This window comes from Fuscovulum ytuae (assembly GCF_029953595.1).
Classification (GTDB): Bacteria; Pseudomonadota; Alphaproteobacteria; order Rhodobacterales; family Rhodobacteraceae; genus Paragemmobacter; species Paragemmobacter ytuae.
Genome location: NZ_CP124535.1, coordinates 3,269,405 through 3,295,187, shown reverse-complemented (window position 1 = coordinate 3,295,187; position 25,783 = coordinate 3,269,405). Strand labels below are relative to the sequence as shown.

Annotated in this window: 27 protein-coding genes and 1 tRNA gene; 12 read left to right on the top strand and 16 right to left on the bottom strand. The window is 64.9% G+C overall.

The genetic code is table 11. The features are described 5' to 3' along the window. Positions 1-166: 166 nt before the first annotated feature. The gene (locus QF092_RS15910; protein WP_281465361.1) at positions 167-1,051 is read left to right on the top strand and encodes a LysR family transcriptional regulator; all 885 of its coding nucleotides are present in this window, start codon (positions 167-169) and stop codon (positions 1,049-1,051) included. 25 nt (positions 1,052-1,076) lie between these two features. Then, positions 1,077-1,976, top strand: a complete 900-nt coding sequence (locus tag QF092_RS15905; RefSeq protein ID WP_281465359.1) for a DMT family transporter — start codon at positions 1,077-1,079, stop codon at positions 1,974-1,976. A 221-nt stretch (positions 1,977-2,197) separates the two neighbouring features. On the opposite strand, the gene QF092_RS15900 is transcribed toward QF092_RS15905, so the two are convergent. The 5 genes from QF092_RS15900 to QF092_RS15880 all read right to left on the bottom strand — a co-directional run bounded on the left by QF092_RS15900 (position 2,198) and on the right by QF092_RS15880 (position 7,731). Beyond that, positions 2,198-3,703: an aldehyde dehydrogenase (NADP(+)) gene (locus QF092_RS15900; protein ID WP_281465357.1), complete on the bottom strand. Its 1,506-nt coding sequence runs from the start codon at positions 3,701-3,703 to the stop codon at positions 2,198-2,200. A gap of 126 nt (positions 3,704-3,829) precedes the next feature. Next, a tRNA-Arg gene (locus QF092_RS15895) sits at positions 3,830-3,906 on the bottom strand. 58 nt (positions 3,907-3,964) lie between these two features. Further along, positions 3,965-5,314, bottom strand: coding sequence for a sensor histidine kinase (locus QF092_RS15890; RefSeq protein WP_281470056.1), 1,350 nt, complete (start codon positions 5,312-5,314; stop codon positions 3,965-3,967). A 291-nt stretch (positions 5,315-5,605) separates the two neighbouring features. Continuing rightward, positions 5,606-7,027: a dihydrolipoyl dehydrogenase family protein gene (locus QF092_RS15885; RefSeq protein ID WP_281465355.1), complete on the bottom strand. Its 1,422-nt coding sequence runs from the start codon at positions 7,025-7,027 to the stop codon at positions 5,606-5,608. A gap of 5 nt (positions 7,028-7,032) precedes the next feature. Next, complete coding sequence (locus QF092_RS15880) at positions 7,033-7,731, bottom strand: TVP38/TMEM64 family protein (RefSeq protein WP_281465353.1); 699 nt, start codon at positions 7,729-7,731, stop codon at positions 7,033-7,035. A 285-nt stretch (positions 7,732-8,016) separates the two neighbouring features. Here QF092_RS15880 and rpmH point away from each other — a divergent pair, with 285 nt between their 5' ends. Genes rpmH through yidD form a run of 3 tightly spaced genes read left to right on the top strand, consistent with a single transcriptional unit; the run spans position 8,017 to position 8,863 of the window. Further along, complete coding sequence (rpmH, locus tag QF092_RS15875) at positions 8,017-8,151, top strand: 50S ribosomal protein L34 (protein ID WP_101921406.1); 135 nt, start codon at positions 8,017-8,019, stop codon at positions 8,149-8,151. Between the two features lie 38 nt (positions 8,152-8,189). Then, positions 8,190-8,612, top strand: coding sequence for a ribonuclease P protein component (rnpA, locus tag QF092_RS15870; protein WP_281465351.1), 423 nt, complete (start codon positions 8,190-8,192; stop codon positions 8,610-8,612). Next, on the top strand, positions 8,609-8,863 hold the full coding sequence (gene yidD / locus QF092_RS15865) for a membrane protein insertion efficiency factor YidD (RefSeq protein WP_281465349.1): 255 nt from the start codon (positions 8,609-8,611) through the stop codon (positions 8,861-8,863). The genes rnpA and yidD overlap by 4 nt, the downstream gene beginning before the upstream one ends. A 119-nt stretch (positions 8,864-8,982) precedes the next feature. Here yidD and QF092_RS15860 read toward each other — a convergent pair whose 3' ends face one another. After that, a complete protein-coding gene (locus tag QF092_RS15860; RefSeq protein WP_281465347.1) occupies positions 8,983-9,528 on the bottom strand; it encodes a DUF3833 domain-containing protein in 546 nt (181 codons plus the stop codon). Between the two features lie 116 nt (positions 9,529-9,644). Between QF092_RS15860 and ttcA the strand changes: the two genes are divergently transcribed. From ttcA to yihA, 4 genes are all read left to right on the top strand, one after another. After that, entirely contained in the window at positions 9,645-10,514 is an 870-nt protein-coding gene (gene ttcA / locus QF092_RS15855) for a tRNA 2-thiocytidine(32) synthetase TtcA (RefSeq protein WP_281465345.1), read from the top strand. A 112-nt stretch (positions 10,515-10,626) separates the two neighbouring features. Then, on the top strand, positions 10,627-12,456 hold the full coding sequence (gene yidC, locus QF092_RS15850; protein WP_281465343.1) for a membrane protein insertase YidC: 1,830 nt from the start codon (positions 10,627-10,629) through the stop codon (positions 12,454-12,456). After that, complete coding sequence (locus tag QF092_RS15845) at positions 12,453-13,202, top strand: MOSC domain-containing protein (protein ID WP_281465341.1); 750 nt, start codon at positions 12,453-12,455, stop codon at positions 13,200-13,202. Before yidC ends, QF092_RS15845 begins: the two co-directional genes overlap by 4 nt. Beyond that, positions 13,199-13,852 carry a ribosome biogenesis GTP-binding protein YihA/YsxC gene (yihA, locus tag QF092_RS15840; protein ID WP_281470055.1) on the top strand — a complete coding sequence of 218 codons (654 nt, stop codon included), beginning with the start codon at positions 13,199-13,201 and terminating at the stop codon, positions 13,850-13,852. Before QF092_RS15845 ends, yihA begins: the two co-directional genes overlap by 4 nt. A 28-nt stretch (positions 13,853-13,880) precedes the next feature. Here yihA and QF092_RS15835 read toward each other — a convergent pair whose 3' ends face one another. After that, positions 13,881-14,612 carry an SDR family NAD(P)-dependent oxidoreductase gene (locus tag QF092_RS15835; RefSeq protein ID WP_281465339.1) on the bottom strand — a complete coding sequence of 244 codons (732 nt, stop codon included), beginning with the start codon at positions 14,610-14,612 and terminating at the stop codon, positions 13,881-13,883. Between the two features lie 139 nt (positions 14,613-14,751). Between QF092_RS15835 and argB the strand changes: the two genes are divergently transcribed. Genes argB through QF092_RS15820 form a run of 3 tightly spaced genes read left to right on the top strand, consistent with a single transcriptional unit; the run spans position 14,752 to position 16,810 of the window. Further along, on the top strand, positions 14,752-15,630 hold the full coding sequence (gene argB, locus QF092_RS15830) for an acetylglutamate kinase (protein WP_281470053.1): 879 nt from the start codon (positions 14,752-14,754) through the stop codon (positions 15,628-15,630). Next, positions 15,627-16,283, top strand: a complete 657-nt coding sequence (locus QF092_RS15825) for a ferredoxin (protein ID WP_281465337.1) — start codon at positions 15,627-15,629, stop codon at positions 16,281-16,283. The genes argB and QF092_RS15825 overlap by 4 nt, the downstream gene beginning before the upstream one ends. 23 nt (positions 16,284-16,306) lie before the next feature. Then, complete coding sequence (locus QF092_RS15820) at positions 16,307-16,810, top strand: SixA phosphatase family protein (RefSeq protein WP_281465335.1); 504 nt, start codon at positions 16,307-16,309, stop codon at positions 16,808-16,810. Positions 16,811-16,855: 45 nt separating this feature from the next. On the opposite strand, the gene QF092_RS15815 is transcribed toward QF092_RS15820, so the two are convergent. The 9 genes from QF092_RS15815 to crcB form a co-directional block, all read right to left on the bottom strand. Next, positions 16,856-18,133 carry a methyl-accepting chemotaxis protein gene (locus QF092_RS15815; RefSeq protein ID WP_281465333.1) on the bottom strand — a complete coding sequence of 426 codons (1,278 nt, stop codon included), beginning with the start codon at positions 18,131-18,133 and terminating at the stop codon, positions 16,856-16,858. A 5-nt stretch (positions 18,134-18,138) separates the two neighbouring features. Beyond that, positions 18,139-18,426 (bottom strand): hypothetical protein, encoded by a 288-nt coding sequence (locus QF092_RS15810; RefSeq protein ID WP_281465332.1) that lies wholly within the window; start codon positions 18,424-18,426, stop codon positions 18,139-18,141. A gap of 169 nt (positions 18,427-18,595) precedes the next feature. Next, the gene (locus QF092_RS15805) at positions 18,596-19,375 is read right to left on the bottom strand and encodes an amino acid ABC transporter ATP-binding protein (protein WP_281465330.1); all 780 of its coding nucleotides are present in this window, start codon (positions 19,373-19,375) and stop codon (positions 18,596-18,598) included. A 10-nt stretch (positions 19,376-19,385) separates the two neighbouring features. Next, positions 19,386-20,828 carry an amino acid ABC transporter permease gene (locus QF092_RS15800; RefSeq protein WP_281465328.1) on the bottom strand — a complete coding sequence of 481 codons (1,443 nt, stop codon included), beginning with the start codon at positions 20,826-20,828 and terminating at the stop codon, positions 19,386-19,388. 2 nt (positions 20,829-20,830) lie between these two features. Then, the gene (locus QF092_RS15795; protein ID WP_281465326.1) at positions 20,831-22,108 is read right to left on the bottom strand and encodes an amino acid ABC transporter permease; all 1,278 of its coding nucleotides are present in this window, start codon (positions 22,106-22,108) and stop codon (positions 20,831-20,833) included. 136 nt (positions 22,109-22,244) lie between these two features. Further along, positions 22,245-23,264: an amino acid ABC transporter substrate-binding protein gene (locus tag QF092_RS15790; protein ID WP_281465324.1), complete on the bottom strand. Its 1,020-nt coding sequence runs from the start codon at positions 23,262-23,264 to the stop codon at positions 22,245-22,247. Between the two features lie 247 nt (positions 23,265-23,511). After that, positions 23,512-24,219, bottom strand: a complete 708-nt coding sequence (locus tag QF092_RS15785; protein ID WP_281465321.1) for an ATP12 family chaperone protein — start codon at positions 24,217-24,219, stop codon at positions 23,512-23,514. Then, on the bottom strand, positions 24,216-25,259 hold the full coding sequence (locus tag QF092_RS15780; RefSeq protein ID WP_281465319.1) for an RluA family pseudouridine synthase: 1,044 nt from the start codon (positions 25,257-25,259) through the stop codon (positions 24,216-24,218). The genes QF092_RS15785 and QF092_RS15780 overlap by 4 nt, the downstream gene beginning before the upstream one ends. Then, complete coding sequence (crcB, locus tag QF092_RS15775) at positions 25,256-25,624, bottom strand: fluoride efflux transporter CrcB (protein WP_281465317.1); 369 nt, start codon at positions 25,622-25,624, stop codon at positions 25,256-25,258. The genes QF092_RS15780 and crcB overlap by 4 nt, the downstream gene beginning before the upstream one ends. Positions 25,625-25,783: the final 159 nt, after the last annotated feature.

Sequence of the window (25,783 nt, the reverse complement as noted above, 5' to 3'; positions counted from 1 at the left end):
GGCGATCCCCGCAAATGCGACGGGACCGGAAGCTTTCGGCCTCCGGGGAATTGCCGCCCCACTACGCCCCGCGCCCCCGCGAGTCAAGCCTCGCGCCCATTCCGCCCTTGCAATCCCCGCGCAGGCATCGCCACATGCCGCAAAGACCTTTTCACGGACGCCAAGGATGACCATCGACACTTGGGACGAAATCCGCACCGCCTATCAGGTCGCCCGGCTCGGCACCGTGTCCGGCGCGGCCGAGGTGCTGGGCGTCCACCACGCCACCGTCATCCGCCATATCGACGCGCTGGAAAAACGGCTCGGCACCAAACTCTTCCAACGCCACGCCCGCGGCTATACGCCGACCGAGGCAGGCCAAGACCTGCTCTCCGTCGCCCAGACCACGGATGAGCAATTCGCCCAACTCTCCAGCCGCATCAAAGGCCTTGGCGAAACCGTGTCGGGTGAATTGGTGGTCACCGCCATCGTGGGCCTGTCCGATCTCCTGATCCCCGTTCTGTCGCGCTTCCAGACCGCCTATCCCGGCATCCTTCTGCGCTTCCTCAGCGATACGCGTGTCTTCCGGCTGGATTACGGCGAGGCGCATGTCGCCATCCGCGCCGGAGCGGCACCCGAAGAGCCCGATAACGTCGTCCAACCGCTTGCCCGCATGCGCTCAGGCCTCTACGCCTCTCGCAGCTATGCCGAAGCCTATGGCCTGCCCCAATCCGAGGCAGAGCTTCCCGCCCACCGCTTCATCGGCACCGATGCCGCCGACAGCCGCGCGCCCTTCCACCGCTGGATGCGCGCCGCCGTCCCCCAGGACCGCATCAGCTTTCGCGCCACCGAACCCGCCGCCTTCGAGGCCGCCCTACGCGGCGGCTTGGGCCTTGGCTTCCTCGCCGCCTACAAGGCCGAGGCAGACCCCGACCTGATTGAAGTCATGCCCCCCCGCCCCGATTGGGTGGCCCCGCTCTGGATCGTCACCCATGTCGACCTGCACCGCACCCGCAAGGTGCAGGCCTTCCTCACCACCTTGAAAGAAGCGGCCAAGGACTGGAACCTATGACCGCGGCCCGCCCAAGTTCCGACGCATGACCCTGCCCGGATCACTGACCGAGTCACAGCGCGGCCATCTTGCCATGCTCACTTTCTCGGCGCTGGTCGCGGGCTCCTTCAGCTTGGGCTCCATGGCCGCACCGCTGATCGACCCGCTCGCCCTCAGCGCCCTGCGCTTCCTCATCGCGGGTGCCCTCGTCGGTGCCGCGGCCTTCGCCACGACCGGGATCACCCGTCGCGCCCTCGATGCGCCATGGCGCTACGCGGTCCTCGGCAGCCTCCTTGCCGCCTATTTCGTCTTGATGTTCCAAGGGCTGAAAACCGCCGAACCTGTCGCCACGGCGGCGGTCTTCACCCTCACCCCCATTATGGCCGCAGGCTTTGGCTGGCTCACCCTGCGCCAACGCCTGACCGCCCGCATGGGCGCGGCGCTCGCCATCGGGGCCATCGGTGCGCTCTGGGTCATCTTCCGCGCCGATCCCGCGCGCCTCTTCTCGCTGCATATCGGGATGGGAGAGGCGATCTATTTCGCAGGCTGCGTCGCCCATGCCCTTTACACGCCGCTGGTGCGCAAGCTGAACCGCGGTGAACCCGCCGTGGTCTTCACCTTCGGGATGATGGTGGCGGGCTGGCTTCTGCTCACCGGGGCGGGCCTGCCCGCCATCCGCGCCACAGACTGGATGGACCTGCCCCCCATTGTCTGGGTGACCCTTCTTTACACCGCAATCTTCGCCTCCGCCGCGACCTTCGTCCTGATGCAATATGCAACAATGCGCCTGCCCGCCGCCAAGGTCATGGCCTATACCTACCTCGTCCCCTCATGGGTCATCCTGTGGGAAATCGCGCTGGGCCGCGCCGCCCCCCCACCTCTTATCCTTGGTGGGATTGCGCTTTCCGTCACAGCCCTCGCGCTCCTCTTGAAAGACGATGCCTGACCGCACCGTCGCAGGGGGGCTGTCTGCCCCCCTCGTCGCTGACGCTCCTCTCCCCCCGAGAGTATTTTCTACCAAGATGAAATCAGCCCCCTTCATCTTGGCCCAAATACTCCGGGGGGTTGGGGGCCGCGCCCCCATCAGCCGAGCCGGACGCGCGGCACGCGCGGGAGGCGAGAGGAAAGGCGTGCGGGGGCGGCCCTGGCCGGCCCCGCTCCGATTGATTACCGCAATTCCTCGGGCAGCAACTCGATCGGCATGTTCTGATAGCTGACGGGCCGCAGCCAACGGCGGATCGCCATCGTCCCCACGCTCGTCGCACCGAAATTGGTGCTGGCCGGATAGGGCCCGCCATGCACCATGGCCTCGCAGACCTCCACCCCCGTGGGGAAACCATTGGCCAGCACCCGCCCTGCCTTCCGCTCAAGGATCGGCATCAGCCGCCGCGCCAGATCGGTATCGCCTGCCTCCATCTGCAAGGTGCAGGTCAATTGCCCCTCCAACGCCCGCGCCACCGCCTCCATCTGCGCGAAATCCGCCACCCGCACGATCACGCCCAATGGCCCGAACACCTCTTCGCCCAAGGCATGATTGGCCAACCAATCCGACCCCGACACCTCAAACAGATAGGGCGTGGCGTTCCGCCGGTCGCAGACGCTGGTCAGCACCTCGCGCACCCCGGCCGAGGCCGCAATCCGCGCGCGCCCCGCGCGATAGGCCGCCGCAATCCCATCGGTCAGCATGACCTGCGGCCCCACCGCTGTCAGCGCCGCCTGAGCCGCCGCGACAAAGGCATCACCCTCCGCCCCCGCCAGCGCCACCACGATACCGGGATTGGTGCAGAACTGCCCCGCCCCCATCGTCAACGACCCGGCCCAGCCCTTGGCAATCGCCTCTCCCCGCGCCGCCAGCGCCGCAGGCAACAGGAAGACCGGGTTCACCGACCCCAGCTCACCATAGAACGGGATCGGCACATCCCGCCGCGCGCAAAGATCAAACAGCGCCCGCCCGCCGGCCAACGACCCTGTAAACCCTACTGCGCAGATCAGGGGATGCGTGACCAGCGCCGCACCCAACTCCGTCCCCACCCCTTGGATCAGGCTGAAAACGCCCGGATGAACGCCACAAGCCTTCACCGCCGCATCCACCGCCTGCGCCACGATCTCGCCCGTCCCCGGATGCGCCGGATGCCCCTTCACCACCACGGGGCACCCCGCCGCAAGGGCCGAGGCGGTATCCCCGCCCGCCGTCGAAAAGGCCAAGGGAAAGTTCGACGCCCCGAATACCGCCACCGGCCCCAGCGCGCGCTGCATCATGCGAATATCCGGGCGTGGCAAAGGCGCACGGTCCGGCAGCGCTACGTCATGCCGAAGGTCAAGGAAATCCGTCGCAAGGATATGCCGCGCGAACAGCCGCAACTGCCCCGTGGTACGCCCCCGCTCCCCCTCCAGCCGCGCCGTGGGCAGACCCGTCTCGGCGGCCCCCACCGCCGTCAGATCGGCCCCACGCGCCTCGATCTCATCCGCGATCCGCTCCAGAAACGCCGCCCGCGCCGCCCGAGTCAGCGCCGAATAGGACCAGAACGCCGCTTCCGCCGCCTGCACCGCCCGGTCCACCTCTGCCACGCCACCGCTGGCAAAGATCGCCCCTTCGCCCGTCGCGGGCTGCGAGGTGAAGGTCACCTCGCCCCCGACCCACTCCCCGGCAATCAGATGCTTTCCGCTCAGCATGTCCCGTCCTCCGCATATCCTGCCGCTGACATGCCAGCATCCACGCCGACAGTCGAGTGTCAGGAAGACACCAAAACGCACCAACCGCCCAAAGGCGGCCAGATGGCGTGCAGATTTAAGGGAAAGTGGCGGACCCGGAGCGATTCGAACGCCCGACCCTCAGATTCGTAGTCTGATGCTCTATCCAGCTGAGCTACGGGTCCGTCGTGGCGGTGCGTTTAGCCCCCGCCTTCGCGGGGTGCAAGGGGAAAATCGCGTGGATCAGTCGTCTTCCCCCGCCCCCGGCCCCTTGGGCAGGCGGATCAGGAACTCCGTCCCCTCTGCATCGCTGCGCATCAATTCCAGCCGCCCGCCATGGCCGCGCACCAATTCGGCGGCAATCGCAAGGCCCAAACCCGTGCCGCCCTTCCGCGCGCCGCCCTGAAAGGCCTCGAACAGATGCTCCCGCGCCTTGGGGGGCAGCCCCGGGCCGGTATCACCCACGCGGATCCACCAATCCCGCTCATCCTCGCCGCCCGAAATCTCGATCGTGCCGCTCTGCCCCGTCGCCTCAATCGCCTGCCGCGCATTGCGGATGAGGTTCGACAGCACGCGGTGCAACTGCTCCGCATCCGCCCGGATCACCAGCCCCGCCGGCACATCCACCAGACAGGCCACCGTCGCCGCCTCTGCCCCAAAGCCTTCGCCCTCCACCACATCCTCGGCCAATCGCCGCAGGGCAAAGCGCGTCAATAGCGGCGGCGGCTCCTCCGCCTTCCCAAAGGCCAAGGTCGATTCGCACAAAGACACCGCCCGCTGGATCGACCCCACCAGTTTCGGTGCCGCCCGCGTCACCGCAGGGTCCGCGCTCGCCTCCAAACGGTCAGCAAACAACTGCGCCGTGGTCAGGATGTTGCGCAAATCATGGCTGATCTTCGCCACCGCGCCGCCCAGCTGCGCCAACCGCTCCTTCTGTCGAAGCGCCCCGGTCAACTGCGTCTGCATCGCGGCCAGCGCCTCTTCGGCCACCCGCAACTCCTCCACCCCGGCAGAAGGCTGGATCACCCGCCGCGCATCCTCGGGCGCCTCAGCATAGGCCGTCATATGCCGCACCACCCGCCGGATCGGCCCGACCAGCAACCGCTGCACGGCAAGGAACAGAAGAAACGCCGTCACCACCGAAATCAGCGCCGACAGGAACAAGATGCGCAGCCCATACTCCACCATCGCCTTGCGCAACGGCCCCGTTTCCATCGTGATCTCGATCAGAAGACCCGCATCCTGCACCGGGTTCCCGATCACCCGGATCACACGGTTCTCCGGATCGGCCAGCACGGTCGAGGCATCTCGGATCAACTCCCAAGGCCCTGCCAACCGCAGGTCATAGGTGTCATAAATGGGTTGCGGAATGGGCGAAGACAGCACCAACTGCCGCACCTCATCCCGCCGCAACACGACGTTGAACACCTCGGCATTCTTCAACAGTTCGGATTCCAGTGCCTCGCCGACCGTCGCATCCTCTGCCGCCAGCAGGGCAAGGGATGCGATCTGCGCTTTCTCCAGCCGCAAAAGCAGGTAATCCGCCCGATAGCGCGCGATGGACGGCACAAAGATCAAAATCTCCGCCAACATGACGAAGGCGACGGTCAACAGCAGGAACCGCCCCGACAGCGTATTCAGGAAACGCCCCCGCCCGATCCGCACGAAAAACCGCCCCCCGCTCTGCCCCGCCTGAAATACGCATCGCCCCTCGCCACCCGCAACCCCTTGCACAGGGAAAGACAGGCCGGATCGGCACCAATCAGCGCAGATTTATCAAAGCTTTCGCCGGAAAGACAGCCACAGGTCCGCTCGCACGCAACCTTGCCCCTTCATCTTGGCCCAAATACTCATCTTTGCCACGTCCCCACCGGGCGGCAGGCCTCAGGGCAGGAACCGCTGCACGAACCGCACAAAGGTCTTCAGCCTTGGGTTCTCGAACAGCGCGGGCGCGAAATGCGCCCCCGCCGCGCGCTTTGCCACCTCAGCCAGCGTCGGATAGGGCAGCACGACCCCCGCCAAGGTCGACACCTTCATCCGCGCGGAAACGGCCAGCGCAAGAGGCGCGATCACCTCTCCCGCTTCGGGTCCCACCACCGTCGCCCCGATCACCCGCCCCCGCCGGATCACCAGTTTGGCAAACCCTTCCGTCTCGCGCAGCGCCTGCGCCCGGTCATTGTGATGAAACGCCGCCCGCGCCACGCTGATGCCATCGCCATGCGCCGCCCGCGCCTCGGCCTCGGTCGGCCCGACCTGCGCCAGCTCTGGCGTGGTAAAGGTCACGCGCGGGATATGGTCCCCCCGCACCCGCGCCCGCAGACCCAGCACAGCCTGCCGGATCACCAACCCCGCATGATACCCTGCCAGATGGGTGAACTGCGCGCCCCCGGCCGCATCGCCCACGGCAAAGACGCGCCGGTTCCCCTTGGCCCGCAGGTCCGGCCCCACGGTCACGCCACGCTTGTCGAACGCCACCCCTGCCGCTGGCAGATCCAGCCGCTCCAGCACAGGCACGCGCCCCGCAGCCACCAGAAGATGCGACCCGGTCACCACCGCGCCATCCGCCAGCACGGCCTCGACGCCTTCCGACACGGCACGCAGCCGCACCACGCCCTGCCCTTCGCGGATATCCACCCCCTCCTCCCGCAGCCGTGCGATGACCACCGCCGCTGCCTCCGGGTCCTCGCGCCCAAGCGCGCGCCCCGCCTCAATCACCGTCACCGCCGATCCCAGCCGCCGATGCGCCTGCGCCATCTCCATCCCGATCGGCCCCGCCCCAAGCACCAGAAGATGCGCGGGCCGCTCGCGCAGCGAAAAGACCGTCTCATTCGTCAGATAGGGCACGCCCTCGATCCCCGGCACCGGCGGCACCGCCGCCCGCGATCCTGTAGCGATCACGAACCGCCGCGCCCGGATGCGCCGCCCGCCCGCCTCCACCTCGCGCGGGGAAACGAACCGCCCCCAATCGCGGATGACCAGACAGCCCAGCCCCTCGAAGCGTTCCTGACTGTCCACCGGCGCAATCGCCGCGATCACCGATGCGACGTGATCCTTCACCGCACCGAAATCCACCACAGGCTCCACCGCGCCGATCCCGAAGGCCGCCGATCCCCGCTGCGCCTGCGCCGCCGCCGCTGCGGCGATCAGGGCCTTGGACGGGACGCAGCCGAAATTCAGGCAATCCCCACCCATCTCGGCCCCTTCGATCAGCACGACCCGCGCGCCCATCTGCACCGCGCCCGCCGCCACCGAAAGGCCCCCCGACCCTGCGCCAATCACACAGATATCCGTCTCGATCCGCTCCATCGCCCCTACACCTCCCGCCGTCCGGCCCGCGCCCGCAAGCCGCGCACCGCCATGGGCATCACGCCCAGCGCCACCAGCCCGACAATGGGCCACAGGACATAAGGCTCCTGAAACACCCCGAAATCCGGGCTGCCGCCGCGCGCAAAAACCTCACCCAACCCCGACCCGACCGATGTCAGGACCAAGGCCCCCGGCACGATCCCCACCGCCGTCGTCACCGCGAATTTGAAGAGCGAGATATTGAGCAGGGCAGGAATGAGATTCGCCATGAAGAAAGGCACAATGGGCGTGACCCGCATCAGAAACAGCACCTCCCATTCATTCGCGGCCAAGGCCGCCCGTAGCCGCGCCACGCGCCCCCCCTGCGCCTCGATCTTTGCCGCCAGCCGCGCCCCGAATCCCGCCCGCGCCGCAAGGAACAGAAGAACCGCCCCCACCACCGCACCCGCCAGATTGAACAGAACGCCGGGAAACAGCCCGAACAGGAACCCGCCCGTCAGCGTCGCCACTGTGGCACCGGGCAGGGAAAAGGCCACGATCCCCACATAGGCCGCCACAAAGACGATCACGGCCACAAGGTAATGCGCGTCCCGAAAGGCCAGCAGCGCCTCGCGGTGCCGGGCCAGCGCTTCAAAACTCAACTGATCCCGCAAGAAGACCGCGCCAAGCACGGCCACAGCCAAAAGGACCAAGACGGGAATCATCCGACCCCTGCCTTGCGGCGGCAGATCGGATGGCGGGGGGATATGCGCGTTTTTCATCGCCCGAAGATGGTCCAAAGCGCTGCCCCCGCGCCAGCCCTCTCACGCCGCATTGATCGAAAGGCCCGCTCCTGCAACATTCCCGGCCCTTCGGCTGCGAAATGTTGCAGAAATCCCCCCATCCGCGCGTTGACTTGCCTGACAACCCCCCGTAAAGGACGGGCTTCGAATAGAAGCGGCGCTCGAATCCGTCGGATACGCGCTGCCTGATTGATACGGAGAGCCGCGATGAAGCGCACTTACCAACCGTCGAACCTGGTCCGCAAGCGCCGCCACGGGTTCCGCGCCCGCATGGCCACCAAGGGCGGCCGTCTGGTCCTGTCCGCGCGCCGCGCCAAGGGCCGCAAGCGCCTGTCCGCCTGATCCCTTCCGGCCCCTTGGGGCCGTTCACGGGTGATGCGATGACACCGCCGATGGACACGGGCACAGGCGACACCGCCGAAGCGCCCGCCGCGCCGTCGGCGGTTTCGCTTTGTCTGACGCTGACCACCCTGCAGAAACGCGCCGATTTCCTGCGCGCCGCCTCCGCCCGCCGTCAGGGCACGGCGGGCTTTCTGTTGCAGGCCCGCGCCCGCAATGACGAAAGCATGGGCATCCGCGTGGGTTTCACGGCCTCGAAGAAAATCGGCAATGCCGTCATGCGCAACCGCGCCAAGCGGCGCCTGCGCGCCCTTGTCCGCGACGTGCTGCCCTCGCTCGCCCAACCCGGCTGGGACTACGTCCTCGTCGCGCGGCCAGAGGCGACCGTTACCCGCCCCTTCTCCTCCCTTTGCGAAGACCTGCGCACAGCCCTCGCCTCCGTTCATGGGGGCCGGGCAAGATGACCCTGCTTGCGCGCCTCTTTTCCCTCCCGGTGCGCGCCTATCGCCTGATCCTGTCGCCTTGGGTCGGTCATGGCTGCCGCTTCCAACCCACTTGTTCGGCCTATGCGCTTGAAGCGCTGGAACGCCATGGCGGGATCAAGGGCGGATACCTGACGGTTCACCGCATCTGCCGCTGCCATCCTTGGGGCGGGCACGGCTACGACCCCGTGCCGGGGTCTGACCCGGAACATGACGCGAAGACGGGCCACTGACAGGACAGCGAAAAATCTTCAAAAAAGATTTTCCGCCCGGCCCCCTTTGGGAAAAATCTTCAAGAAAGATTTTTCCCCGCGCTCCAAAGATTTTTCACCGAAAAATCTTTGGAGCAGGCTCAAAGCTTCTCGAAGAAGATCGACACCTCACCCACATCCACGCCAAACCGTTTCATATAGGCCTTGTTGAACAGCCGATCCTCGGTCAAGAGCCACATCCAATCGTCAAACGTCACGCGCACCCTATCCGCCGTCCCATCCGCCGCAGGCACCGGCAGATCAATCGTGTAACGCCAGTTGAACCGGTCGCCACGTTCCTCTCCGGTGGCCACCCCGATCACGCCCGGCGCCGTGCCTTCCCAGGACTCCGCGCCGGTCTTCCTCAGGGTCCAGACCCGCTGCTCGGTCGATCCGTCCTCATAGGTGAAATCCTCGAACAGCCGCAGCCGCTGGCCATCCCAATCCCCCGCAATCTGGGCCACGAATTGCCGCCGCACCGTGCCGAAAATGTCCTGAAACTGCCCATGCGCCACCAGCCGGCCGTCGAAAAACTCTTCCAACTCCAGCTCGCGCGTGGACAGCGATGCATCCGTCAGCGCAGGCTTCCCCGTGCAGGCCGCGAGCAGGGGGATCAGGGCAAGGGCGGCGATCTTCGCAAGGCGCATGGGCAGTCCTCCATTTCCCCTCATACGCAGCCCGACCCCACCCGGATTGCCCAAACCGCGCCCTTCTGGCATATCCATCGCTCACGTTTCCGACACCCCGCGCCAAAGGCAGCCCGATGCTGGACGATCTCGACGACATCCACCCGCTCTTCCACGGCGCCCCCGCTTCGACCGAATTCAAGAAGCTGCGCAAGCGCATCGTCCGCGAAACCCGCGAAGCGATTGAAACCTATGGCATGGTCAACCGCGGTGACCGCTGGCTGGTCTGCCTGTCGGGCGGCAAGGACAGCTATACCCTCCTTGCCGTGCTGTACGAATTGCAATGGCGCGGCCTTCTGCCCGTCGACCTTCTGGCCTGCAACCTCGATCAGGGCCAGCCGGGCTTTCCGGCAACCGTCCTGCCGGAATTCCTGACAAAGATGGGCGTTCCCCATCGCATCGAATATCAGGACACCTATTCCATCGTGGTGGACAAGGTCCCGCAGGGCCGCACCTACTGCTCGCTCTGTTCGCGCCTGCGGCGGGGCAACCTTTACCGCATCGCACGGGAAGAAGGCTGTTCCGCCGTTGTCCTCGGCCATCACCGTGACGATATCCTTGAAACCTTCTTCATGAACCTCTTCCACGGTGGCCGCCTCGCCTCCATGCCGCCGAAGCTCGTGAACGAAGATGGCGACCTCATGGTCCTGCGCCCCCTGTCCTTCGTGGCCGAGGCCGATTGTGAAAAATTTGCCCGCGCCATGAATTACCCGATCATCCCCTGCGACCTCTGCGGCAGCCAAGAGGGGCTGCAACGCGCGCAGGTCAAGAAACTCTTGGATGACTGGGAGGCCCGCACCCCCGGCCGCCGCAACGTCATGTTCCGCGCGCTACAGAACGTGCGCCCCTCCCACCTTGCCGATCCGTCGATCTTCGATTTCCTGAACCTCGCCCCCGGCATGGCCCAACCCGCGCAGGATGACGGCCTTCCCCCCGCCCTGCGCTGATCACATTCCCCCGCCCCCCGGCCCCTGCGGGGGCGAAAGGCCTTGACCTTTCTCCCCCCCTTCTGTTGAAGCACCCCTGACCCAATTCCACCAACGGCGGCAGTCTCCTCCCATGGAAGATCAGAACAAGAACCTCCTGCTCGCAACCGTGCTGAGCTTTGTCGTCATCCTCGTATGGTTCGTCCTCTTCCCACCGCCCGAGGCGCCGCCCGTCGACCCCAACGCCCCCGCCGTCACCCAGACGCAGGATGCCGCCCCCGCAGCCCCCGCCGCGGCGGCCAATGGCGCGGCGACCACCGCCGAAGCCGACCCCCTGCCCGAAGCACCCCGCCTGACGGTGGACACCCCCGCCCTCACCGGTTCCATCTCGCTTCTGGGGGGCCGCATCGATGACCTGTCGCTCAAGGGCTATAAGGAAACACTGGCCGATGATTCCCCCATCGTGCGCCTTCTGTCGCCCGTGGGCCAAGAACATCCCTATTACGCCGTCTTCGGCTGGGGGCCCGGCACGGGCCTGACCGCCGAGGATGTGCCCGGCGCGCGCACCGAATGGCGCGTGGTGCAGGGCGGTACGCTCGCCCCCGATGCGCCCGTCACCCTGCAATGGCAGAATGCCAAGGGCATGACCTTCACGCGTGAAATCTCGGTCGATGATCGGTACATGTTCACCGTCACCGACACCGTGCAGAACGCCTCCGGCACCGCAGTTTCGCTCTTTCCCTATGGCATCGTGGCGCGCCACGGCCAGCCGGCCGGCCTTCAGAACTTCTTCGTCCTGCACGAAGGCATGGTCAGCCGCACCGACGGAACCCTGACCGAACAGAAATACGACGATCTGATGGAACTGCCCGTGGTCGAGCGCGAAGGCGCGCAGGCCGAGGTGGTGGATGCAGGCGCAGATGGCTGGATCGGCTTCACCGACAAATACTGGATGACGACCCTGATCCCCGAACAGGGCGTCCCCTTCACGGCGGTGACGAAATACGTCCCCTCCGCCGATATCTTCCAAACCGAGACCCGCAAACCCGTGCAGGAACTGGCGGCCGGCGCAACCGTCACCGCGACCACCCGCCTCTTTGCCGGGGCCAAGGAATGGGCCACGATCCGCGCCTATGAACGCGATCTGGGCGTCACGGGCTTCATCGATTCCATCGACTGGGGCTGGTTCTACTTCCTGACAAAGCCGATCTTTGCCGTGCTGCACTGGCTCAATGCCGTGATCGGCAATATGGGCCTTGCCATCATCGCGCTGACCTTCGTTCTCAAGGTCCTCGTCCTGCCGCTGGCATATAAATCTTACGTCAGCATGGCCAAGATGAAGGAACTTCAGCCGGAACTTGAGGCACTCAAGGAACGCGCGGGCGAAGACAAGCAAAAGCTGCAAAAGGAAATGATGCAGCTTTACAAGGACAAGAAGGTCAACCCCGCCGCGGGCTGCCTGCCGATCCTGATCCAGATCCCGATCTTCTTCGCGCTTTACAAGGTGATCTTCGTCACCATCGAATTGCGCCACGCGCCCTTCTTTGGCTGGCTGACCGACCTTTCGGCCCCTGATCCGTCGTCGATCTACAACCTCTTTGGCCTGCTGCCCTGGGCCGCGCCCGAACCGGGCAGCCTGATAGCGCTCATTTTCATCGGCATCCTGCCGATCCTTCTGGGCGTCACCATGTGGCTGCAACAAAAGCTGAACCCGCAGCCCACCGATCCGGTGCAGCAGCAGGTCTTCGCTTGGATGCCGTGGATCTTCATGTTCATGCTGGGCGGCTTTGCCTCTGGCCTCGTGGTCTACTGGATCACGAACAACATCATCACCTTCACCCAGCAATACCTGATCATGCGCAGCCACGGGCACAAGCCGGACATCTTCGGCAACATCAAGGCGGGCTTCAAGAAGAAGGAACCCGTCCCTGTCGCGGATAAGTCCAAGAAGGCCAAGAAATGACGGGCGGGCGGCTGGCCCATATCTGCCGCCACCCGATCAAGGGACACGGACGCGAGATGCTCGCGTCCGTTCGTCTTTCTGCGGGCGCCTGCCTGCCTTGGGACAGGCATTGGGCCGTCGCCCATGACGCGGCAAAATTGACCCCCGGCTGGAACGAATGCGTCAACTTCGCGCGCGGGGCCAAGGCCTATGAATTGATGGCCATCGAAAGCGATCTGGACGAGGCGACCGCCACCGTCACCCTGCGCCACCCGGCGCGCGGGGCCATCACCTTCCGCCCCGATGATGCGGCAGACCTGCCCCGCTTCCTCGAATGGGTCCGCCCCCTCAACCCCGCCAACCGCGCGCAACCGGCGCGCATCGTCACCGCAGGTCGTGGCATGACCGACAGCGACTTCCCCTCCATCGCCATCCTCAACCTCGCCAGCCTTGCAGACCTTTCGGCCCGCATGGGCCACGACCTGTCGATCCACCGCTGGCGCGGCAATCTCTGGCTTGACGGGGTTGATGCGTGGCAGGAATGGACCTGGATCGGCAAGCGCCTGCACATCGGCAGCGCGGTGCTTGAGGTGAAGGAACGCATCACCCGCTGCATGGCCACCACCGTCGAACCCACCACCGGGCAATCCAACGCCCACACGCTCAACGCGCTGGAACGGGAATTCGGGCATCAGGATTTCGGCCTTTACGCCGTGGTGGTCGAAGGCGGCGACATTGCCACCGGCGATGCATGGACGATTCAATGACCCAGTTGCAATTCACCCTCGCCCCCGACCCATCGGATGAGGCGCGCGAAAAAGGCCGCCTGATGTTCGCAGGCCCGGTGACCTTCGTCAAAGGCGTGGTTGCCATGTCGGGCCTGCCCCCCGCCGACCGGCTGGAGGTCTGCTTCGCGGGCCGCTCCAATGTGGGGAAATCCTCGCTCATCAACGCGCTGACGGGGCGCAAGACGCTGGCCCGCGCGTCGAACACGCCGGGCCGCACGCAGGAAGTCAACTATTTCGCCCTTGGCGAAAGCCGCTACATGACCGACCTTCCCGGCTACGGCTATGCCGAGGCGCCCGTCGCCACGGTCCGCAAATGGCAAGAGTTGCTGAAATCCTACCTTTCCGGTCGCCAGACCCTGCGCCGCGCCTTCGTCCTGATCGACGCGCGCCATGGGGTAAAGGCGGTGGATGAGGACATCCTGAAACTCCTCGACCGCTCTGCCGTGACATTTCAATGCGTGCTGACCAAGGTCGACAAGATCAACCGCGCGGATCGCGAGGCAGTGATCGAACAGGTCAAGGCTGCGTTGGCCAAACACCCCGCCGCCTACCCCGAGATCGTGGTCACCTCATCCGAAAAGGGCGACGGGATCGAAACCCTGCGCGCCATCATCGCCACGTTGGAATGATCCCGCAGGTTGGGCGATAGCGCCCATCCTACACATGCTGCCCGCCATTGATCTGCAACTCCGTCCCCGAGATGTAGGACGCCTGTTCCGAACACAGGAACCAGATCGCATCCGCAACCTCCTTCGGCTGCCCCAACCGCCGCAGTGGCAAACCCTCGACGATCTTATCCGTCCCCGGGGACAGGATCGCCGTCTCGATCTCGCCCGGCGCGATCGCGTTGACCCGCACCCCCAGCGGCCCGAAATCATGCGCCATCTCGCGGGTCAAGGCCGCCAGCGCCGCCTTCGACGTGGCATAGGCTGCCCCTGCAAAAGGATGCACCCGGCTGCCTGCGATGGAGGTGACATTCACCACCGACCCTTTCGCCGCCGACAATTCCGCCATCAACCCCCGCGCCAGCACGATCGAGGCGAAGAAATTCACATGGAACACCTGCCCCCATGTGCGCAGGTCCGTCTCCAGCGTGTTCAGCCGCGCGCCCTCCGGCCCCTTCGGGCTGATCCCCGCATTGTTCACCAAGGCATCCAGCCGCCCGCCGATTTTTTCCTTGATCCCGGCAATCGCCGCGATGGTCTTGTCGGGCGAGGCAAGGTCGATCTGGATATGATCCTCCTCTCCCCCCGGCCAAGGGCAGCGCGGGTCAAAGGGCTGGCGCGAACAGGTCAGTACCCGCCACCCCTCGGCCGAGAACCGCTTCACCGTCGCATGCCCGATCCCCCGCGACGCACCCGTCAGCACAAGGGTCTTTCGCCCGTCCATCCGACTCTCCCTTCAATCGCACGGCCCATCTTCGCTGCTTTCGCGCGCAAAGGCCATTGCCGCTTGGCAGCCGCGCCATCCCGCATTACCAAGACGCCAAACGTCACGGGGGACCCCCATGAAACCGCAGACCAGCACCATGTCCGACGCCGCCAACACCGCCAAAATGCTCTCCGAAGCGCTCCCTTATCTCCAACGCTATTCCGGCGCGGTGGTGGTGGTGAAATTCGGCGGCAACGCCATGGGCGATGATGCCGCCATGGCCGAATTCGCCCGCGACATCGTGCTGATGCGGCAGGTCGGCGTGAACCCCGTCGTCGTGCATGGCGGCGGCCCGATGATCAACGAAATGCTCGACAAGCTTGGCATCAAATCCGATTTCGTCCGCGGCAAGCGCGTGACGGACAAGGCCACCGTGCAGGTGGTGGAAATGATCCTGTCCGGCCTCGTGAACAAGCGCATCGTGCAGGCCATCATGGATGCCGGCGGCCGCGCGGTGGGCATTTCCGGCAAGGATGACGACCTCATGGTCTGCGAGGCGGATGATCCCGAACTCGGCTTCGTCGGGCGGCCCGTCGAAATGAACGTGCAGGTCCTGCGCGATCTTTACAACGCAGGCATCATCCCCGTCGTGGCCCCCGTCGCCACCGGCATGGCCGACAACGAAACCTTCAACGTCAACGGCGACACGGCCGCCGGGGCCATCGCGGGCGCGCTCAAGGCCGACCGCCTGCTTCTTCTCACCGATGTCGCGGGCGTCAAGAATGCCGAAGGTCAGGTCATGACCCAGATCACCCCTGAAGAGGTCCGCGCCATGACCGAAGCCGGCACCATCGCAGGCGGCATGATCCCCAAGACCGAAACCGCGCTCAAGGCGCTCGACGAAGGTGTCCGCGCCGTCACCATCCTTGATGGCCGCGTCCCCAATGCCTGTTTGATGGAGCTTTTCACCGACCACGGCGCCGGATCGCAGATCCGCTCTACCGAACCGCGCGTGAAACCGCGCGTGAAGCGGTGACCCTGCCGGAAACCCTCGCCGCCCATCACCTTGCCATTCTGGGCGGCTTCCATCCCACTGCCGAGGATGCCGTGCCCGCAGGCACCCAAACGCTCCTCCTCATCGGCCCCGCCGAACCGGGTTTCTGGGCGCATCTGACGGCCCAGCCCGAATGGCAGGACGACCAGCCCGATCCCATCGACCGCTGGTCGCGCCGTGTGATCGGGCGCATCGCCTGCGATCTGGGGGCCAAGGCGCTCTTCCCCTTTGGTGGCCCGCCCTACCACCCCTTCTACACATGGGCCCTGCGTACGGGCCGCATCTGGGATAGCCCCATCCGCCTGCTCGTCTCCGCCGATCAGGGCCTGATGGTCAGCTTCCGGGGTGCCCTCGCCCTCAAATCCCGCATCGACATCCCCGCGCAAACCCCGCGCCCCTGCGACACCTGCCCGGCCCCCTGCCGGGACGCCTGCCCCGCCCAGGCACTGACCGGGGATGGCTACGATGTCCCCGCCTGCCACAGCTTCCTCGACACCGACCAAGGCACCCCCTGCATGACAATGGGCTGTGCCACGCGCCGCGCTTGCCCGGTCTCGCAAGCCTATGCCAGACTACCCGAACAGTCGGCCTACCACATGCGCCGATTCCACAAGACCGACGGGGTGTCGCGCTGAACCACCCCGCAAAGGGAGGTTCGATGAAGCGGCTGATCCTGACCCGCCACGCCAAGTCCAGCTGGGACGACCCGCTCACCCCCGATCATGACAGGCCGCTGAACGACCGCGGCAAGGCTGCCGCCGCCGATCTGGGCCAATGGCTCGCCTCGCGCGGCTATATTCCCGATGAGGTCCTCTGTTCTGACGCTCTGCGCACAAGAAAGACCTGGAGCGGGATCGCCCCCGCCCTGCCCGGCAGCCCCGTTCTGGAACTCAAGCCCGCGCTCTATCACGCCGGGCCGGACGTGATGCTGGCCGTGCTGCGCCATGCCAAGGGCGATTGCGTGATGATGATCGGCCACAACCCCGGCATCGCCGAATTCGCCACCCGCCTTGTGGCCCATGCCCCGGCAAACCCGGAATTCCACCGCTATCCGACCGGGGCCACCATGGTGGCCGATTTCAACATCGACACATGGGAACAGGTCGGTTTCGGCGGCGGGGTGGTGGACGATTTCATCGTCCCCCGCGAAATCATGGCCTGATCACCCACAAGGCCGGGGCCCTCGCGTCGCCCGTCCTGCCGCCCGTCAGGCGGCAATCCGGGCGGGCGACGGCCCCTGCTCTTCCCTTTCTGTCGAAAAGGCAACCAGCGACGGCCCTTCGCGGTCCGCCTCGGCTATGGTGTCGATCCGACCGATCGCCACCTTGACCTCTTGCAGGCCCGAAAACTGCTCGCCAGCCGTTGTCGAAATGTCGCGCATCCGCTCTTCCAAGGTGCCGATGGTCTGCGTGATCCGCTCTAGCGCCACGCCCGTCTCTTCGATCAGGGCCGCACCATCCTTCACCCGCTTGGACGAAGCGCCCACCAGCGACCGGATTTGCAAGGCCGCATCCGCCGATTGCTGCGACAGTTTTCGCACCTCATTCGCCACGACGGCAAAGCCGCGACCCGCCTCTCCGGCCCGCGCCGATTCCACCGCTGCGTTCAAGGCCAAAAGGTCCGTCCGGCGGGCAATCTCGTCAATCAGTTCCACGATCTGGCTGATGCGGTCCGAAGACTCGCGGATGGACCGCATCGCTTCCACCGTCTGGGCAAAGGTCCGGCTGGACAGGTCCGCATCCTGCCGCGCCGCGCCGAACAGGCCGCGCGACCCTTCCGCCTGGTCCACCGCCGCCCGCGCCGCTGTCGCGATCTGATCCACCGCCGCCGCCGCACGCCGCCCCTCATCGCGGGTGCGTTCCGAAACGCGCTGCGCCCACTCGCGGCCAACTTCTGCAGCCACGCGCGCCGCTTCGGCCTCATCCGCAATCTCTGCCAGTTTCGCCCGCCCTGCTTCGATCTCAGCCGCGCTCTTCTTGCGCGCCATCATGGCCAACAAAAGAACCCCCGCCTCGGCCAGCACGATCAACGCATGCATCACCGTCCGCGCAAGGTTCCCCAGAAGATCAGCCGAAGGATAGACCAGCGACGGCAGCAAAAGGCCCAACGACAGGTGATGCACCGCGATGACAGCGACCCCAAAGATCAGCGCCGGGATGCTGCCCATGGTCGCAACAATCGCCAGCACCGCGAAAAAGGCCATATGCGTGTCCACCTGCCACGCATGGCCCGCAAAGGCCGCCGTGAACAGCGCGCATTGCCCCACCAAGGCCAAGGTCACCAGAAGCGCAGGCCCCGCACCCTGCCCCTTGCGCGCGGCAAAGGTGAGTATGCCAAAGACCAGCGACCCGATCAGGATCGGCGTCAACGCGCCCCCCGTGGCAAGGGCCGAGAGCGGCGCAACAGGTGCCGCGACAAAGGCGGCATTGCGCGCCAGTTTCAACTCGTCAGTGGAACCAAACTCGGACAGGGAGTCGGTCTTCATGAAATTCAACCTTCGCAAAAAAAGGAAAGGGCAGAAGCAGGCAGAACGGCAAAGGCCCCCGATGCCCTTAGGGCGGCCTCCGTGGCCCCCGATGCCAGCACCGCCAAGGGCGCAGAGACAGGCCCGATGGCCTGCCCTCCGGCCCGCGCCACCACATCGGCGGGATCATCACCCCATGGCAGGGTCACAACCAGCACAGGCGCGTCAGGATCCGTCACCTCCGGCGTGGTCAAGCCCAGCACCGCCGTCGCCGCCAGCGTGGCCAACCCGACCGTCATTAGCGCCCATGTCATCAGGTTCGACATTGCCCGTACCACCCAACCGGGCCTCAAATCCGCCCGACGATAATTAAGGCGGCACCACCGCAAAAAGGTTTAGCCGTCCAGCGCCCCGCAACGCCCGGTTGTGCAAATAAAAAAGGGGCCGGATCGGCCCCTTCTTCCCGTTCTGCGTCTTGTTGACTTAGTGACCCAAGATCTGGCTCAGGAACAGCTTGGTCCGGTCGCTCTTGGGGTTGTTGAAGAACTCTTTCGGTTCGTTCTGCTCCACGATCTGGCCCTGATCCATAAAGATCACCCGGTTCGCCACCGCCTGCGCAAAGCCCATCTCATGGGTCACGCAAAGCATGGTCATCCCCTCTTCCGCCAACTCGATCATGGTATCCAGCACTTCCTTGATCATCTCCGGATCAAGGGCCGAGGTGGGTTCGTCAAACAGCATGATCCGCGGCTTCATGCACAAGGACCGCGCGATGGCCACACGCTGCTGCTGCCCGCCCGACAACTGGCCGGGATATTTGTTCGCCTGCTCGGGGATCTTCACCTTGCGCAGGAAATGCATCGCCGTCTCTTCGGCTTCCTTCTTCGGCACTTTCCGCACCCAAATGGGCGCCAGCGTGCAGTTCTCAAGGATCGTCAGATGCGGGAACAGATTGAAGTGCTGGAACACCATCCCCACTTCCGACCGCACCTTGTCGATGTTCTTCAGGTCATTGGTCAGTTCCGTCCCATCCACGATGATCTGGCCCTGCTGGTGTTCCTCCAGCCGGTTGATGCAGCGGATCAGCGTGGACTTGCCGCTCCCCGACGGCCCGCAGATGACGATCCGCTCGCCGCGCTGCACGGTCATGTTGATGTCGCGCAGCACGTGGAACGTCCCGTACCACTTGTTCATTCCCGAAATCTGGATGGCGACCTCATCCGAGACCTGCATCTTCGAACGGTCAATGGCGTGTTCAGACATGGGTTGTTCCTTACCGATGATCGGTCTTCAGCTTGCGCTCCAGATACATGGAATAGCGCGACATGCCGAAGCAGATGACAAAGAAGATGACGCCGACAAAGATGTAGGGCTCCCAATAGATGCCCTTCCAGTCGATATCGGCCCGAACGATCTGCGTGACGCCCTTCAACGGGTCCATCAGCCCGACAAAGGCCACCAGCGTGGTATCCTTGAACAGGCCGATAAAGGTTGAAACGATCGCGGGGATCGAGATTTTCAACGCCTGCGGCAGGATGATCAACCGCTGCGCCCGCCAGTAATCAAGGCCCAGCGCATCCGCCGCCTCATACTGCCCGCGCGGCAGCGCCGCCAGACCACCCCTGATCACCTCGGCCAGATAGGCCGCGGCAAACAGCGTCACAAGGATGATCACCCGCAGGATGATGTCGAAATTCGTCCCCGGCGGCAGGAAATACTGCAACAGCAGCGATGCCGTGAACAAAAGCGTGATCAGCGGCACGCCCCGGATGAATTCGATGAACCCCACGCACAGCGTCTTGACGATCAGCATGTCCGACTGCCGCCCCAGCGCCAGCAGGATGCCGATAGGAAGCGAGAAGGTAATCGCCGTCACCCCGATGGTAATGGCCAGCAGGAACCCCCCGAACTGATCGGACGACACAGGCGCAAGCCCGCCCCCGATCATGCCCGCCAAGGCCTGCGTGATCGGAATATCCAGAAACAGCCACCAGAGTATCGCCAGCGCGACCGCCGCAATGGCCCCGCCCGTCGGCCCCATCCGCGCCACCAGCGCCAGATAGGCCCCGCCCATCACCACAAAGCCCAGCATCGCCACGATGGGCGTCCAGACTGACCCGCCCCACAACAGCCAGAAGCACAGCGCCGGATAAAGCACGGTGAACCACAACAGCTTGGCCGGTTGCACCTGCGCCAGCGCGATCATGCCCCCCACCAGCAGCAGCGCCGCGATCCAGCCGCCGATCGGCGCGCCCGCCAAGCCCAGCGTCACCAGCAGGAACACCCCCACCGCGCCAAGGATCAGCGTCAGGTTCTTCTTCTGCCCGGCAAACAGCACAGGGGCCATCGCCGCAAACAAAAGGCCAAAGGCCATGACAGGCCGCCAATACAAATCCGGCGGATAGAAGCCGAAGATGAACTGGTGCCACCGCTCGCGGATCATGGCCCAGCAAGCCCCGGTCGCGCCTTCACCCGCAGCAGCCGCCACGATCTCGCGGCACTCGCCCAGACTGTCGGCCGTCCAGACCGAATTCAGCCACCAAGGCAGCGCCGACACCACCAGCCAATAGATGACCACCACGCCCAAAAGCGTAAGGATCGTGTTGAACCACCCGGAAAACAGGTTCTCGCGCAGCCACTTCACCGCGCCCGCCTCGCTTACCGGCGGGGCCTGCGGAGGCAGCATTTCCGTGCGCACATAGGATGCATCGGCCATGGTCAGCGCACCTTGATCTGAACGGAACGGTTATAAAGGTTCATCAGCGAACTGATGATCAAGCTGATCGTCAGATAAATCAGCATCATCAACAGCATGCATTCCAGCTCGCGCCCCGTCTGGTTCAGCGTGATGCCGCCCAGGGTGCCGCGCAGGTCCAGATAGCTCACCGCGATCCCAAGCGAGGTATTCTTCGTCAGGTTCAGATATTGGCTGATCAGCGGCGGGATGATCACCCGCAGCGCCTGCGGCAGGATGATCAGGTTCATCGTCCGCCCCGGCCGCAGACCAAGGGCGAAGGCCGCCTCCGATTGGCCACGGCTGATAGCCAAAATCCCTGCCCGCACGATTTCCGCGATAAACGCCGCCGTATAGAGCGTCAGCGCAATCAGCAGCGCCGTGAAGGAATGCGCAACCAGAATTCCGCCTTGGAAGTTGAAGCCGCGCAGCTCCGGAATCTCCAGATGCAGGCCCAGCACAAGGCTGAGCGCGATCACAGGTCCGAACAGGATCAGGATCGACTTCCACCATGTCACGGGTCTGTCCCCGGTCGCCTCCTGCTGCGCCCGTGCGCTTGCCAGAAGGCGGCGGTTGATGAAGACCGATCCCGCAATCACCACGATATAGGCCAGCATCGTCAGGTTCAGCGTCAGGCCCAGTACATTCACCGACCCAAGGCTTACGTCAAACAACGGCGAAGGGACATTCGTCCCCCGGTTCGTCACCGCCACCGTATCCCACAGGATCATCGACGCCGCAGGCACCTCACCCGCTGCCGCCATCTCATCCGTCAGGCGGAAATCGCGCGGCTGCGGTGTTGTCTCCGACAGGATCACATAAGACAGCAAGATCCACAGCAGCAGGGGCACATTGCGGAACATCTCGACATAGACGGTCATCAACCGCCCCACGAGCCAGTTGTTCGACAGGCGCAACACCCCGATGATCACGCCAAGGATCGTCGCAAGGATGCAGCCCAGAATGGCCACCACCAGCGTGTTGATCAACCCAACCAGAAGCGCGCGGAAATGGTTGTCGTCATTCGTATAGGGAACGATCGCCTGCCCGATGTCATAGCCCGCGCGCTGCCACAGGAAGCCGAAGTTGAACTCCTTCCCCCGCACGGCCAAATTCTGCGCCGTGTTGTTCAGCAGCCATGCCAGAAACAGGCCGAAAAGGATCAAAACGAAAATCTGGATGGTGATGGAACGATACCGCGTATCGTAGATAAGCATCGAGAGCCGAAAGGACTCTTTCGGCACGTCACTGGCCACGGCCATGCGTTTTCCCCTGTAGCTTTGCGTTTCTGGCGACGCGAACCCCGGTTTTCCGGGTGCTCATGAAAATATGGCGCGCCTCTTGGCACACGCAGTTGAAACAGGGCGCCCGCAAATCGCGGGCGCCCCTTTTTTCAGATCAACGGAACGGCGGGGCGTATTGCAGGCCGCCCTGCGTCCACAGCGCGTTCAGGCCGCGGGCCAGGTTGATCGAGGTGCCTTCGCCGATATTCGCGGCAAAGACTTCGCCATAGTTGCCCACAGCGGCGATGGCGTTCTTGAACGCTTCGTTCGGCAGGCCGATCTTGGCACCCATATCGCCCGAAACGCCCAGCAGACGCTTCACTTCTTCGTCCGCGGTCGAGGCAGCAACCTCGTTCACATTCGCCTTGGTGATGCCCTTCTCTTCAGCGATCAGCAGCGCGTAATAGGTCCAGCGAACGATGTCGCCCCAGTTGTTGTCGCCATGACGCACGACCGGGCCCAGCGGTTCCTTCGAGATAATCTCCGGAAGGATCACGTGGTTCTCGGCATCGGGCATCGTCGCGCGCGACGCAGCCAGACCCGAGGCATCCGTGGTATAGGCGTCGCAAGCCCCGGCCAGATACTGGCGCTGTGCTTCCGAATCGTCGGCCACGGTGACCGGCTGATAGCTGATGTTGTTCTGCTTGAAGAAGTCAGCAAGGTTCAGTTCGGTCGTGGTCCCGGTCTGGATGCAAACCGTCGCCCCGTCCAGTTCCTTGGCCGAAGAAACGCCCAGATCCTTCTTCACCATGAAGCCCTGGCCGTCATAGTAGTTCACCGCCACGAAATCGAGCGCCAGCTCGCTATCGCGCGACAGCGTCCAGGTGGAGTTACGGACCAGCAGGTCCACTTCGCCCGACTGCAGCGCCGTGAAACGGGTTTCGCCCGTGGTCGGCACGAACTTCACCTTGGTCGCATCGCCAAAGACAGCAGCAGCCACGGCGCGGCACAGGTCCACGTCGAACCCGGCCCAGTTGCCGCTCGCATCCGGCGCACCAAAGCCGGTCAGACCGGTGTTCGAGCCGCAGATCAGCTCGCCACGTGCCTTCACGGTCTCCAGCGTCGCTTGCGCAGCAGCCGCGCCGGCAACCATCGTGGTGGCCGCGACAACGCCGAGGAATACGGATTTTTTCATTCTTACCTCTTCCTGAGTATGCCGTCCCCTTTCGGAACGGCGGTTATTGGTCCCCTTGGCACACCCAAGCGCCGCAGGGGCGGAACCTGTTGGAGGTGAGCCTCTCCCAGTACCGCGCAGTTTCTTCCGAAGCGGTTTGAAAGGTCAAGCACAACCCGCGCCCCTAGCAAATCTTCTTCGGTTTCAAGGATTTGGTTACCATTGACTGCAAATCAAGCGCCGCTTGCACAGAAATTCGGCAGGATTGTCACCCGCACAATGCATAGAATCGACTCGCCCCCTCGAAAGCGACACGCTTCACCGCTTCCATCGCCGCCGCCTCCTCGTCCTCGCCCCATTGCTCCACCTGCCACGCCTCGTCGATCCGCGACAGGGTCCAGGCTTCCGCAACGTCAATCCGCCCCCGGATCACCGCCAGCGCCAGAACCAGCGACCCGCTGATCGCCACAAGGTCATGGAACCCCGCCAGCCGGAACACCGACAGACCCGCCACCTCCGCTTCCAGCCGCGCCACAGCCTCGGGTTCCTGCGCCACGGGCATCACCCCGCGCGTCACCGCCAGCCTCGCGCCAAAGCTCTCCGCCGCCCAATCCAAAAGCGGGTCCCAAGCCGCCGCCTGCCGTTCCGCCAAAGCCTCCGGCCCCACCGCGCGATAGCACAAAAGGTCCGACGCCCCATAGGCCGCGAGAAGCGCCACCACCTCCGCCCGCTGCGGCACGATCTTGTCGATGGCCGAATTCGCCGCCCGCGTCACGGGCATCGTCTCCGGCTGCACCACCCCCGTCTGCGCGTCCCATTCCGCGGCAATCGCCTGCGCCATCGCCAAGGTCGGCACCACCAGCGGCGCCTTGGCGGGCGTCTTCACCCCCCGCCCATCCAGCCGCACGGTGAACCCGCCGTCACAAGGCTCCGCCTGCGCGGCCTGCCAGAACCGTTTCGCCGTCCAGCCGCTCATCGAAACACCGTGAAAGGATCAGAGGGCACGTCATCCTCTTTCCAGTCCAGCGCCTTCCATGTCCGCGCCATATGCTCGGGCAAGGGCGCGGTGAAGGTCATCTCCACCTTCGTCACCGGATGCTCCACCATCAACATCCGCGCGTGCAGATGCAGCTTGCGGGAAATGTCCCCCCCCACGGCGGCCCCCCAGCCATCGCCCTGATTGTCGGCATCCGACCCGCCATATTTCCCATCCCCGATTATGGGATGACCCAGCTCCGCCATATGCGCGCGCAGCTGATGCGTCCGCCCCGTCACAGGCTCCAGCGCCATCCATGACAGGCGCGATCCAAGGAACCACAGAACGAAGTAATCCGTATGCGCCCGCTTGGCATCGGGATAGTCGGCCATCTTCGCGGGATGGACGCAGACCATCTTCTCGCCCTCGCCGCGTTTGCCATGGCCGGGGGCCTTCATCAGCCCGTATTTGATCGACCCTTTCTTCGGGTTCGGGACGCCCGCCACCACCGCCCAGTAGATCTTGCGCGTGTTGCGGTGCCGCAGCGCCTCTGACAGGTTCCGCGCCACCCGATCCGTCCGCGCCAGCATCAGCAAACCGGACGTATCCTTGTCCAACCGATGCACCAGCTTCGGCCGCTCCTTATAGCCGAATTTCAGCGCCTCGGTCAGGCCGTCTACATGCCGCTCGCCCTGCCCGCTGCCCCCTTGCGACGGCAGGCCCGCAGGCTTGTTCAAGACGATCATATGCTCGTCCATCCACAGCACGCAGTCCTGAATCATCTTGGCATCCGCAGGCGAAATCCCCTCGATGCGGGGCCGCTCCACATTCGGATCGGGCAAGGGCGGCACGCGGATCGCCTGCCCCGGCACCACGCGATCTGATGCCTTGGCCCGCGCGCCATCGACCCGCACCTGCCCGGTGCGGCACATCTTCTCCACCGCGCCTTGGGTCACATGCGGAAAGCGCCGCTTGAACCAGCGGTCCAGCCGCTGCTCCCCCTCATCTTCCGATACGGTCAGGGTCTTCACGCCGCTCATGCGGTGATACTCCGGGCAAGGGCCGCGCCAAGCGCCACGGCAGCAAGGGAAAGGATGACGGATGCCGCAACATAGGCGCCAGCCTGCATCGCCTGTCCGCCCTCCCACAGCTTCATCGCGTCAAGGGAAAAGGCCGAAAAGGTGGTGAACCCGCCAAGGAACCCTGCCACGACCAAGGGCGCAATCGCCGCCCGCTGCGCCAGCAGGACATAGGCCACGCCTATGGCCAGCGATCCGACCACATTCACGACCAGCGTGCCAAGCGGCCAGCCGGGCATCATCCGCCCCGCCGCCGTGACGACAAGAAACCGCGCGACGGAACCCGCAGCCCCGCCCAAGGCAACAAGAAGGATGCTCTGGATCATGGGCCTGTCCATTGCGCCAAGGGGCCGGAATGTCAACAGAAGAAGGGCCAACCGCCCCCGCACAGGCCGCTCTCCCGCCCTTTCACCTTGGCTCAAATACTCAAACACACCGCTCCCATCCCGCCCTGCGATTGCGGATATGTCTCCTCCCCTCTCCCC